General features: G+C 71.6%; 12 protein-coding genes and 1 pseudogene. 7 read left to right on the top strand and 6 right to left on the bottom strand.

The genetic code is table 11. From position 1 onward, the window contains the following. Positions 1 to 167: pseudogene (locus JAO81_RS36080) on the bottom strand (N-acetylglucosamine-6-phosphate deacetylase); the annotation flags it as partial. Beyond that, on the bottom strand, positions 167 to 1171 hold the full coding sequence (locus JAO81_RS36075) for an ROK family protein (protein ID WP_199552216.1): 1005 nt from the start codon (positions 1169 to 1171) through the stop codon (positions 167 to 169). The pseudogene JAO81_RS36080 and the gene JAO81_RS36075, both read right to left, overlap by 1 nt. 180 nt (positions 1172 to 1351) lie before the next feature. Here JAO81_RS36075 and JAO81_RS36070 point away from each other — a divergent pair, with 180 nt between their 5' ends. Together JAO81_RS36070 and JAO81_RS36065 are read left to right on the top strand one after the other, a co-directional pair. Further along, on the top strand, positions 1352 to 1927 hold the full coding sequence (locus JAO81_RS36070) for a TerD family protein (protein WP_199552215.1): 576 nt from the start codon (positions 1352 to 1354) through the stop codon (positions 1925 to 1927). A gap of 154 nt (positions 1928 to 2081) precedes the next feature. Continuing rightward, the gene (locus JAO81_RS36065) at positions 2082 to 2585 is read left to right on the top strand and encodes an N-acetyltransferase (protein WP_199552214.1); all 504 of its coding nucleotides are present in this window, start codon (positions 2082 to 2084) and stop codon (positions 2583 to 2585) included. Between the two features lie 75 nt (positions 2586 to 2660). Here the strand turns inward: JAO81_RS36065 and JAO81_RS36060 are convergent, their stop codons facing one another. Then, on the bottom strand, positions 2661 to 3464 hold the full coding sequence (locus JAO81_RS36060) for a MerR family transcriptional regulator (RefSeq protein ID WP_199552213.1): 804 nt from the start codon (positions 3462 to 3464) through the stop codon (positions 2661 to 2663). Between the two features lie 134 nt (positions 3465 to 3598). On the opposite strand from JAO81_RS36060, the gene JAO81_RS36055 reads away from it, so the two are divergent. Both JAO81_RS36055 and JAO81_RS36050 read left to right on the top strand, forming a co-directional pair. Beyond that, positions 3599 to 4828 (top strand): serine hydrolase, encoded by a 1230-nt coding sequence (locus JAO81_RS36055; protein ID WP_199552212.1) that lies wholly within the window; start codon positions 3599 to 3601, stop codon positions 4826 to 4828. 13 nt (positions 4829 to 4841) lie between these two features. Beyond that, the gene (locus JAO81_RS36050) at positions 4842 to 5690 is read left to right on the top strand and encodes an alpha/beta hydrolase (RefSeq protein WP_307814070.1); all 849 of its coding nucleotides are present in this window, start codon (positions 4842 to 4844) and stop codon (positions 5688 to 5690) included. Between the two features lie 47 nt (positions 5691 to 5737). Here JAO81_RS36050 and JAO81_RS36045 read toward each other — a convergent pair whose 3' ends face one another. Beyond that, positions 5738 to 7168 carry a M1 family metallopeptidase gene (locus tag JAO81_RS36045; protein WP_199552210.1) on the bottom strand — a complete coding sequence of 477 codons (1431 nt, stop codon included), beginning with the start codon at positions 7166 to 7168 and terminating at the stop codon, positions 5738 to 5740. Positions 7169 to 7312: 144 nt separating this feature from the next. Further along, the gene (locus JAO81_RS36040; protein WP_199552209.1) at positions 7313 to 7846 is read right to left on the bottom strand and encodes a heme-binding protein; all 534 of its coding nucleotides are present in this window, start codon (positions 7844 to 7846) and stop codon (positions 7313 to 7315) included. Between the two features lie 195 nt (positions 7847 to 8041). On the opposite strand from JAO81_RS36040, the gene JAO81_RS36035 reads away from it, so the two are divergent. Genes JAO81_RS36035 through JAO81_RS36025 form a run of 3 tightly spaced genes read left to right on the top strand, consistent with a single transcriptional unit; the run spans position 8042 to position 10364 of the window. Beyond that, positions 8042 to 9196, top strand: a complete 1155-nt coding sequence (locus JAO81_RS36035) for a sensor histidine kinase (protein ID WP_307814069.1) — start codon at positions 8042 to 8044, stop codon at positions 9194 to 9196. After that, positions 9193 to 9828 carry a response regulator transcription factor gene (locus tag JAO81_RS36030; protein ID WP_199552208.1) on the top strand — a complete coding sequence of 212 codons (636 nt, stop codon included), beginning with the start codon at positions 9193 to 9195 and terminating at the stop codon, positions 9826 to 9828. The genes JAO81_RS36035 and JAO81_RS36030 overlap by 4 nt, the downstream gene beginning before the upstream one ends. Before the next feature lie 38 nt (positions 9829 to 9866). After that, the gene (locus JAO81_RS36025) at positions 9867 to 10364 is read left to right on the top strand and encodes a hypothetical protein (protein ID WP_199552207.1); all 498 of its coding nucleotides are present in this window, start codon (positions 9867 to 9869) and stop codon (positions 10362 to 10364) included. A gap of 79 nt (positions 10365 to 10443) precedes the next feature. Here the strand turns inward: JAO81_RS36025 and JAO81_RS36020 are convergent, their stop codons facing one another. Further along, positions 10444 to 11349: a hypothetical protein gene (locus JAO81_RS36020; protein WP_199552206.1), complete on the bottom strand. Its 906-nt coding sequence runs from the start codon at positions 11347 to 11349 to the stop codon at positions 10444 to 10446. Positions 11350 to 11356: the final 7 nt, after the last annotated feature.

Raw genomic sequence — 11356 nt, 5'->3', positions numbered from 1 at the left:
CCCACGAACCGGGGCACCCCCCGGTGGCCGGCCAGGCCGGCGGCGGGGGCGTCCGGCCCGGCGGCGCGGGCGATCCGGCCCGCGTCGTCGACGATGACCCGGCCGTCGGTGACGGTTCCGGTGGGCAGCACCACCCGGGCGCCGGTGAGTACCTTGCGTACGGCCATCAGGCGGTTACCTCCGTGGACTGGGTCGGTACGTGGGCGTCGGTTCCAGGGGCGGGCCCGTCGGCCCCGGCTTCGGGACGGCGCCCCTCGGCTTCGAGCAGGTCCCAGGCGAGGAGCCCCGCGCCCAGGCGGCCCGCGGTGTCCCCGAGGGCAGCGGGGACGATCGCCGGCAGCGACTGGAACGTGATCCGCTCCTCGACGGCCGCCCGCAGCGGTGTGAACAAGGTTTCCCCGGCTTCGGCCAGTCCGCCACCGATGATCAGCGTGCGGGGGTCGAGCAGGGTGACGGCGGTGACCAGGCCGTCGGCGAGCGCGTCGATCGCGTGCTGCCAGACCTCGACGGCCCGCGGATCGCCGGATTCGACCGCCTTGGCGCAGTCGGCGGCGTCCGCGTCGGGGTCGCCACTGGCCTCGGCCCAGGCCTCGGTCACGGCGGAGGCGCTGGCGTACCGCTCCAGGCAGCCGCGCTGGCGGCAGCCGCAGGGGGTACCGCCCGGGCGTACGACGATGTGGCCGATCTCGCCCGCGCTGCCGTGCGCGCCGGGCTCGATGACCCCGTCGATGCCGATGGCGCCGGCGATCCCGGTGCCCAGCGGCAGGAACAGGAACCGGGCGGCACCCCGGCCGGCCCCGATCCGCCCTTCGGCGAGGCCGCCGGTGCGGACGTCGTGGCCGAGCGCCACGGGGATGCCGAGCCGCTCGTGCAGCAGGTCCCTGAGCGGTACGTTCTCCCAGCCCAGGTTGGCGGCGAAGAGCGCGATACCCCGCTCGGTGTCGACGATCCCGGGGATCGCCACTCCCGCGGCCTCGGCCCGCTGCCCGTACTTCTGTTCGCCGTACGCGCGCAGCTCGGCCGCGAAGTCGAGGATCGACTCGATCACCGCCTGGGCGCCGCGTTCGCGTCCGGTACGGCGGCGGGCCTCGTGCAGCAGTGCGCCATCCGCCCCGACCAGGGCGGCTTTCATTCCGGTGCCGCCCACGTCGAGGGCGATGACATGTCTCACGGGGACAGTGTGGCGCGTACCCGTATGAAAGGTCTAGTCCACTTGCCCACCGGTCTCGAACAGGTCGGGTACGGGATTCGTACGGGAACCAGGACCGCGACGGATGCGTTGGAGGGGGTGAGGGTAGCTTCGGGGACGACTCGCAGCACCCGCATACACATTTAGGGGAAAGGGACCTCCATGGCTGTAAGCCTGTCCAAGGGCGGCAATGTCTCGCTGACCAAGGAGGCACCGGGCCTGACCGCTGTCACCGTGGGCCTCGGCTGGGACGTCCGTACCACCACCGGCACGGACTTCGACCTGGACGCCTCGGCGATCGCGGTCAAGGCTGACGGCAAGGTCTACTCGGACGGCCACTTCGTCTTCTTCAACAACAAGGCGACGCCGGACCAGTCCATCGTCCACACCGGCGACAACCGCTCGGGTGAGGGCGCGGGCGACGACGAGGCGATCAACGTCAACCTGGCGGCCCTGCCCGCCGACGTCGACAAGATCGTCTTCCCGGTCTCGATCTACGACGCGGAGTCCCGCTCGCAGAACTTCGGCCAGGTGCGCAACGCGTACATCCGCATCGTCAACCAGGCGGGCGGCACCGAGATCGCGCGCTACGACCTCTCCGAGGACGCGGCCACCGAGACCGCGATGGTCTTCGGCGAGCTGTACCGCAACGGTGCGGAGTGGAAGTTCCGCGCCGTCGGCCAGGGCTACGCCTCGGGCCTCGCGGGCATCGCGCAGGACTTCGGCGTCAACCTCTGAGTCCGCTCGGCTCGTTGACGTGTGCTGGGCCCTCGGCTTGATCGCCGGGGGCCCGGCCCGTTTTCGGCGGGATCCCGTGCGGGGACGGGCGAGGGTGGGGAGCGCGTGAGGCGGCCCGAAGGCCCGCGGCCCGCCGCGTACGTACCCTTGCCGCATGATCCTCGACCGGCTCACCCCCGTGGACGGCGCGCTGCCCGGCGCCCTGCTCACCGAGGTCACCGAGCTGTACGCCGCCAACCGGCACTTCTTCGCGCTCAGCGGTGACTTCCCCGATCCGGACGACATCCGGATCGGCCAGGTCGCCACCGAGCTCGCCCGTGAGCTGCGGCATCCGGGCACCGAGGTGCTGCTCGCCCGCAGCGAGGGCCGGCTGACCGGGATCGCGATCACCCTCGCGCACCACCCTGACCCGGCCGACCCCGACCCGTGGATCGGGCTTCTGATGGTCGCGCCCCAACGGCAGGGATACGGGCGCCGGCTGGCGCAGCTGGTCGAGGACCGTTTCCGTGCGGACGGGCGCGCGGCGGTGAAGCTGGCCGTGCTGCAGAACAACCCCCGGGCGATGGCGTTCTGGTCCGCGCTCGGCTATCTCGTCATCGGCCACCGCGAGGACCGCCGGCGGAACCGGCCGTGCGCGATCCTGCGCAAGGAGCTCTGAGGCCCGGTCCGCGGGCCGGCCCCACCGGCCCGCGCCGCGGACCGGCCGTCACCGTCCCGCGCCGCAGGCAGGCCGTCACCGTCCCGGTACCTCGATGCCGGCCGCGCGCAGCCTCGCCTCGACCAGAGCGTTCAGGCGGGCGATGGCCGGCGACTGGTCCTCCCGGTGGCGGTTGACCACCGCGTACCGGGAGGTGGCGTCGGAGCGCTTGCGGCTCGCGGGCGGCATCGTCAGCGACGAACGGTCGGCAAGCAGGTTGTCGGCCACCTCGGCCGCCAGATCCTCGATCCGCGGATCGTCGCGGTCCCACGTCCGCGCCTCCCAGCTGCGCTTGGTCAGGTCGACGAACTCGGGCGAACCGAGCCGGTGTTCGAGGTGGGACAGGAACGTGTCGAAGACTTCGGGGGCCACCGCTCGCGCCAGCACGAGGGCTTCGCGCTGGGTGTCCACATAGTCGGGGCTGAAGCCGAGGCCGGTGAGCCGGTCCAGGACCGCGCAGGCCCGCTCGGGCAGCAAAACCCTGTCTCCGTGGGCCAGTTGGTGCAGGGTGTCGCGGCGCGCGAGCAGCTCGTCGATCCGTTCCGTGAGCCGGCGGTGCACATCGTCCATGGCCGCGGTGAACTCTTCGGAGTCGGCAGCGAGCAGCTCGCCGATCTCGGCCAGTGGCACCCCCGCGGCGGCCAGCGTCCGCACCTGGACGAGCCGGAGCAGGTCCGCGGAGCCGTAACGCCGGTAACCGGAGCTGTCGCGCCCGGGTTCCTCGACGAGTCCGAGCCGGTGATAGTGCCGCACGGTCTTGACCGTGACACCGACGAACGCGGCTGCCTGACTGATGGTGCATCCGGCCTTCGGCCGAGGGCTTGCACTGAGATCGGTCACGGGAACGACCCTACGGAAAAAGGGGGTTGAGGTTGACCTCGGGTCAGGGTGCAAGGTCGGGTCATCGCCGCTCGACGGGGCGGTGGCCGACCGGGCCGCCGACGGAACGAGCGCCGCTGACGAGGGGATTCACCATGTCCACGAACAGCAAGGGCTTCTCCCGCACGGGTCTCGACCGGCTGCACGGCGTACTGGAGCGGCACATCGAGTCGAAGCGGATCCCCGGGCTCGTCGCCCTGGTGAGCCGTGGCGGCGAGACGCATGTCGAGGCCCTGGGCACGATGCGCCACGAGGGCGGCGCCCCGATGCGCCGGGACACGATCTTCCGGATGGCCTCGGTGTCCAAGCCGGTCACGATGGCCGCCACGATGGTGCTGCTCGACGAGTGCCGGATGCGCCTGGACGACCCGGTGGACGAGTGGCTGCCCGAGCTCGCCGACCGCAAGGTGCTCAAGCGGCCCGAAGGACCGCTCGACGAGACCGTGCCGGCGAACCGGCCGATCACCGTACGGGACTTGATGACCTGCACGATGGGGCTCGGTATGGACTTCGAGCTGATGCAGTCGCCGATCAGGACCGCCACGTTCGAGGCCACCGACTACAGCGTCGCCTCCGGTCTCGCGCCGCACCAGGACGAGTGGATGCGCCGCCTCGGCGAGCTGCCGCTGCAGTACCAGCCCGGTGAGCGGTGGCAGTACGACCTCGCCAGCGAGGTGACCGGCGTGCTGGTCTCGCGGATCGCGGGCCGTCCCTTCGAGGACTTCCTGCGCGAGCGCGTTCTCGAGCCGCTGGGCATGAAGGACACCGGCTTCCATGTCCCCGCCGGGAAGCTAGACCGGCTGCCTCCGCAGTACGGGCCCGACCCGGTGACCGGTGAGTTCCACGTCTGGGACGAGGCCGAGGGCGGCCGCCTCAGCAGTCCGCCGGAGTTCCAGGGCGCGGGCGGCGGCCTCGTCTCCACCGTCGACGACTACCAGGCGTACTTCCGGATGCTCCTCGACGGCGGTGTGCACAACGGCGAGCGGATCCTGTCGCGGGCGGCGGTGGAGCTGATGACGACGAACCGTCTCCCGCCCGAGCTGCTCGCCGGCCGCAGCGCCATGTACCGGAGCGTCGCGCACATCGCGCCCGGCATGGGGCAGCACGGCGGCTGGGGCTACGGGATGGCGGTGCGCACGCTTCGCAGCGACTACGCGCCCGTGGGCCAGTTCGGCTGGGACGGCGGCACCGGCACCACGGCGTACGCCGACCGGGAGAACCAGGTGACCGGCATCCTGTTCACCCAGGTCGGACTCTCGAATCAGAGTTCGCCGCGCCTGATCCATGACTTCTGGGCCACGCTGTACCAGTCCATCGACGACTGAAACGGGGAGATCCGTGACGCGCCACAAGCAGTTGCTGCAAGTCGGTCAAGTCGAGCTGTGCGTGGAGACGTTCGGCGACCGGTCCGATCCCGCCGTCCTGCTCATCATGGGCGGCGGGGCCTCGATGGACTGGTGGGAGGACGCGTTCTGCGAGCGGCTCGCGGCCGGCCCGCGGTTCGTCATCCGTTACGACCACCGCGACACGGGCGAGTCCGTGAGCTACGAGCCCGGCGCTCCCGGCTACACGGGCGAGGACCTCGTCTCCGACGCGCTGGGCGTGCTCGACGCCCTCGGTGTCGCCCGCGCCCATGTCGTCGGTCTGTCGATGGGCGGCGGCATCGCCCAGGCCCTGGTGGTGGCCCACCCCGACCGGGTCGCCACGCTCACCCTGATGTCGACGTCCGCGGGCGGCGAGGACCTGCCGCCCATGTCCAAGGAGCTCCAGGCCGCGTTCTCCGCCCCGGCGCCCGAACCCGACTGGTCCGACCGGGAGTCCGTACTCGACTACCTGGTCGAGGACGCCCGCCTGTACGCGGCGCCTTCGCGCATCTTCGAGACGGAGGCCATGCGCGCGCTCATCGGCCGCGTCCACGACCGCACCGCGACCATGGCCTCGGCGATGAACCACTTCCTGCTCGACGGCTCCGGCGGTGCCTCGCGCGAAGAGCTCGCCACGGTGAGCGCGCCGACGCTGGTCCTGCACGGCACCGAGGACCCGATGTTCCCGTACGAGCACGGGCAGGCCCTCGCGCGGGCGATCCCGGGCGCGCGGCTCGTGCCGCTGGAGCGGACCGGACATGAGATCCCCGAGGTGGCCTGGGACGTGGCGGTCCCGGAGATCCTGCGGCATACGGAGGGGTAGGCGGACGCAGGGCAGGCGAGGAGAGGGGCGGGCGAACGGCGCGGAACTCAGGGCGACTTGGGCTTCCCCTCCCCGTACAGCCAAGGGCCCCACACCGCGTCCAGGTTCCTGCCGGCCGTCTTCTCCGCGTACGCCGTGAAGTCCGCCGTATCCGCGTTGCCGTGGCGGTACTCGGCCGCCCAGCCCTTGATGAGGGCGAAGAAGGTGCGGTCGCCGACCGACTCGCGGATCTTGTGCAGGACCATCGCGCCGCGCCCGTAGACCGGGGCGTCCGAGATCACCGAGGCGTCCGTGGGTTCGGCGGGCGGGTAGGCCCAGAGTTCGGTGTCGTCGCCCTCGTAGAGCGCGTCGAAGGTCTCCTGCGCGGTGTCGCCGCCGTGGTCCTCTTCCCAGAGCCACTCCGCGTACGTGGCGAATCCTTCGTTGAGCCACATGTCCTGCCAGCTCTTCGGCGTCACGGAGTTGCCGTACCACTGGTGGGCCAGTTCGTGGACCAGGGTCTCCAGGTCGGGGGCGCCGGGGAAGACGGGCTTGGTCTGGGTCTCCAGGGCATAGCCCGCGGCGCCCTCGCGGTCGACGATCGCGCCGGTGGAGGAGAAGGGATAGGGGCCGAAACGGCCCTCGGACCACTTCATGATCTCGGGGATCCGGGCAAGGACGTCGGCGCTCTGCTCCGCCTCGGCGGGATCGACCGCCGTGAAGACGGGCAGGCCGTCGTCGGTCTTCGAGGTCTTCGTCCCGTACGGGCCGATCGCGACCGTCGCGAGATAGCTCGCCATGGGTTCGCCGCTGTGCCAGGTGAAGGTGGTGCGGCCCGCGGTGGACTTCTCGGAGGTGAGCTCTCCGTTGGAGATCGCCTCGAGGCCCTCGGGGACAGTGATCTCGATGTCGTACGCGGCCTTGTCGCTCGGGTGGTGGTTGCCCGGGAACCAGGCCTTGGAGCCGGTCGGTTCGCCGAGCGCGAGCGCACCGTCGTCGGTGGGCAGCCAGCCCTCTTCGGAGCCGTCCTCGTCGGTGATCGTCTGCGGTTCGCCGGAGTAGCGGACGCGGGTGACGAAGGTGCGGCCTTCGGGGAGTTCGTCGTCGGGGCGGATGGTGAGCTCGTCGGCGGCGCGGTTGAAGCGGGCGGCCTTGTCGTCGACGGTGACGGACTCGACGTCGAGACCGTGCAGGTCGAGGTTGAAGGCGCTCAGGCTCTTGCCGGCCTTCGCCGTGATCACGGCTTCGCCGGTCAGCTCGCGCTCGTCCGGGTCGTACGCGAGCTCGATCCCGTAGTGCGTGACGTCGTAGTCGCCGTTGCCGAGCAGCCGGAAGTACGGATCGCGCAGGCCGGCGGCGCCCGGGGTGCCCCGCACTCCGGAGCCGGCGCAGGCCGTGAGCAGCAGGCCGGAAACGACGGCGCCCACGACCTGGCGGGCCGTGGGTGCGAAGGGAACTGCCGGGCGGTGGGGCGCCCGGCGATCGGGACGGGAGAGCATCCGGCGATCATATGGCGGTTATGCGCGGTTTGGTCCGCGCGGTACCGAGAGGGTGGGCGGAGTGGGCGAGAGGTGCCGCCGTTGCGGAGCGGCACCCCTCTTCACCCCAACCCGCTTGAACTGCTTACGCGTTCAGCGGACTGCTTACTTGTTCAGTGCGGCGACGCCGGCCTGGGCGATCTTCTCGTCGATGTCGCCGGACGGGGCGCCGGCCACGCCGATGCCCGCGATCGGGCCGCCCTTGGCGGCGACGGGGGCGCCGCCACCGAGGAAGAGGGTGCCGGGGATGTCCTTGAGGGTCGGCGCGGACTCGAGGCGCTTGACCAGCTCGGAGGTGGGGGCGTTCCAGGAGACGGCGGTGAACGCCTTCTTCTCGGCGGCCTCGTAGGACTGCGGGCCCGCACCGTCGCCACGCATGGTGAGGATGGTGTTGCCGTTGCGGTCGACGACCGCGACGGAGACGCGCTGGTTCTGCTTCTTGGCCTCGTCCAGGGCGGCGTCGGCGGCCTTGGCCGCGGCCTCGATGGTGAGGTGGTTCGTCTGCATGACGTTCTTGTTGGCGGCCTCGGCCGGCTTGTCGGCGGCGGAGGCGGACACGGCGCCGAAGGTGCCGGCGGCCAGGGTGGCGGCGACAGCGGTACCGGTCAGAACGCGGGTGCGCAGCGAAAGCTTCTTCATGGTGAGCTCCGATGAGTCGGGGTGAGGTGCCTCGGTGGCTCGCTCTGAGATCAATCCTGGGCCCGGAACCGGGGCCGAATGGTCGACGTACCGGCTGCTGTCGGCTCGCGGTACGGCGTATACCTGCGTCAACCGATCGGTTGACGCAGGTAGGGACCTTTGGGGTCACGATGGAAGGGTCGAAGGGAGTGTGCGGTGCTGAAAGAGCAGGTCAGCGGTGGTAGCGCCGACCATGATCCGGATGCCGGCTGGCTGGCGCGGATCATGCACATCACCTTCTTCGCGCTGCTCGGCGCCTCCCTCGTCCGCTTCCTGCTGCGACATCCCGGGGAGGCACGGACGCCCTGGATCATCGCGTTCAGCGTCCTGCTCGCGCTGCTGTACGTGCTCGGTCCCGCCCTCGGCGCCCGGCCCACCGGGCGCTGGATGCTCTGGCTCGGCGCCGTCGTCGGCGTCTGGGTCGTCCTGGTGCTGCTCGCGCCCAGCTTCACGTGGTGCGCGGTGCCGCTCTTCTATACGGGCCTGCGCACCCTTCCCGTACGGCCGGCGCTCAGCCTGGTCGTCCTGCTGACCGGGTTCGTGGTGGTCGCACAGATGCGTCTCGCCGACGAGTTCGACCCCAATCTCCTGGTCGCACCGCCCGCGGTAGCGGCCCTCGCGGTCGCCGTCTTCGTCCATATGCGGCGTCAGTCCGAGCGCCTCGCCGCGATCCAGCGCCGCGAGGGCACCCTCGCCGAGCGGCAGCGGCTCGCCATGGAGATCCACGACACCCTCGCGCAGGGCCTGTCCTCGCAGCGCATGCTGCTCCAGGCCGCCGACCGCGTATGGGAGTCGGACCCGGACAAGGCCCGCACCCATGTCCGTACGGCCGGATCCTTCGCGGACCGCAACCTCGCGGAGGCCCGCCGCTCCGGGCCCGACCTCGCCCCGGCCGAGCTGGCTGGGGGCGCCGGCCTCGCGGCGGCCCTGACGGCGCTCGCCGAGCGGTCGACGACGGACACGCTCGCCGTGCGCTGCCGTATCGAAGGACCCGCGCGGGCGCTGCCCGACCGCGTGGAGTCGGCGCTCCTGCGGATCGCGCAGGGCGCCCTCGCAAACATCACCGAGCACTCCGGCGCTTCGGCCGCCGCGCTCACCCTCACGTTCCTCGACGACCAGGTCGTCCTCGACATCGCCGACAACGGCCGCGGCTTCGACCCCGCGGGCGTCACGCCGACCGGTGTACGCGGGCACGGTCTGCCCGCGATCCGCGCCCGCGCGGGCCAGCTCGGAGGCATCCTGACCGTCGAGTCCGCGCCCGGCGAGGGCACCGTCCTGTCCGCCGCCATCCCCCTGGAGCACCGCCCATGACCGAGATCGAGACCCCGTCCATCCGCGTGCTGCTCTGCGACGACCATGTGGTCGTCCGCGCCGGCCTGCTCGCGCTGCTCGACAGCGCGCCCGGGATCGAGGTCGTCGGCGAGGCCGGCAGCGGTGAGGAGGCGGTGGCGCTGGCGGAGAAGCTGCGGCCCGATGTGGTCCTGATGGACCTCCAGCTGGGCGCGGGCATCGACGGGGTCGAGGCGACCCGGCAGATCGCGCCCACCGGTGTGCATGTCCTGGTCCTGACCACGTACGACACGGACGCGGACATCACGCGGGCGATCGGCGCGGGCGCCACGGGCTATCTGCTGAAGGCCGAGCGTCCCGAGGAGCTCTTCGCCGCGATCCACGCGGCGGCCGAGGGCCGCACCACGCTCTCGCCTCCGGTGGCCAGCCGTGTGATGGCCCGGATGCGCAGCCCGCAGCCGACGCTGACCGAGCGCGAACTGGAGATCCTCGGCCAGCTCGCGCAGGGTCTGGGCAACCGCGACATCGCCCGTGCCCTGTTCATCAGCGAGGCCACGGTGAAGACCCACCTGGGCCGCATCTACGACAAGCTCGGCGTGGACACCCGGGCGGGCGCCGTGTCGGTGGCGAAGGAGCAGCGGCTGCTCGGCTGAGGGCGGGCCGTGGCGCGGCGCGTGGGACGATCACGTACGTGCTCGACATCGGCTACGCCCTCTCCAACCGCTTCCCCGACCCCCCGCAGCTGGACTACCGCCGCGCGGACGTCCGCGTCCTGCGGCACGACCTGTTCTGCGGTGACGTCTACCTCGCGGACACGGAGAAGGACGAGGAACTGTCCACAGCCTGGGGATGGGTCCCGGTCCTCGACTTCGCGTGGGCGCTGTGCGACATCGTGGAACGCCTCGACGAGGACCCGATGGGCAGTCGGGCCTCCCGCCCCCAGTACGCCGAACTCGACTTCACCGAATCCTCCGACCGCCTGCTCTTCGAGCGCCGCTTCGGCTGGGTCGAGATCGAGGCGGAGTGGCTCCCGGGCGACACCCCGCCCCTGACCTTCTCCCACTCCCTGCTGCGCCGCGAGGCCCGCGACTTCCTTCAGGACGTGGTGGCCGACCTGGTGGATCTGCACGAGGACCTGGGCGAGAACCCGGTGATCTGGGATCTGCTGTCGCGGTTTCCGCGGGTCTGAGCGCGCCTGTTGAGGGGCGGGCCCGAGCGCGCCTGTTGAGGGCCGGGCCCGTCAGGAGTGGCAGTCCACGCAGAGGCCGTCAGGAGTGGCAGTCCACGCAGATGACGTACGCGTCCGGATCCAGGCCCTCGAGGTAGGCGGTGACGCGCTCCACGTACGCGGTCTCGGCCGGCTCCGGCGTCTCCAGACCCCACGGCCGCTCGATCCACGCGCCCTCCAGGGTGAGCAGTACGGCTCCGGCCACCGCCCCGGCCCGCGCCTCACGCACACAGGCCTCCCGCCCTGCGGCGAAGTAGCCGACCGGATCCATCATCGGCAGCGCGGGCACCCCGGCCACGGCCGCCACGGCGGGCTGGGCCCGGTAGTCGTCGCAGGCCTCGTCCCTGCTGTACGCGTCCGGGTCGGCCTGATGCCGCTCGAGGAAGTGGCTGAGCGGCTGCGCGGCGGGCAGCCCCCGCACGGCCGACTCCCACAGGTCGTACAAGGCGGCGGCCTCGTCGCCCTTCCTCCGGCGCATCGCGTCGAGATCGAGCAGCCGCAACGGACCGCCGTCGCAGGTCAGTGGCTCGGCTGCCTGGTCCTCGTTGGTCCAGGACCGCGAGCCGGCCACCAGCCGCGGATCTCCGTCGGCCTGCGGCCGGCACGGGAAGTAGCCGGACCAGCGGCCGCCGATCTGGTACCAGTCCCATTCGCCGTGCGGGTTGTAGGTGGCGACGACGTACGCGTGCCCGTCGTCGTCCACGAGCATGGGCGACTGGCCGGGGTATGCCTCGTTGCGCAGCCGGGCGACCTGGGCCCAGGTGGTCCCGGCGGGCAGGCCCCGGTCGTGGACGCTCCAGTGCTCGTGCGGGGGGCCGGTCTGGTAGTCGAGCCAAGGGTCGACCACCGCCTCCATGGAGTACGGCAGCAGCGCGTCCGCCACGGCGGCCTCGATGTCCTCGGGGCGGGTGTCCGAGGGCAGGCAGACGAGAACCACGGAATGCATGACCGGT

Origin of the sequence: Streptomyces sp. N35 (assembly GCF_016464295.1) — a bacterium.
Lineage (GTDB): Bacteria > Actinomycetota > Actinomycetes > Streptomycetales > Streptomycetaceae > Streptomyces.
The sequence above is the reverse complement of the archived record's forward strand: the minus strand, read 5'-3'. Positions and strand labels throughout refer to the sequence as shown.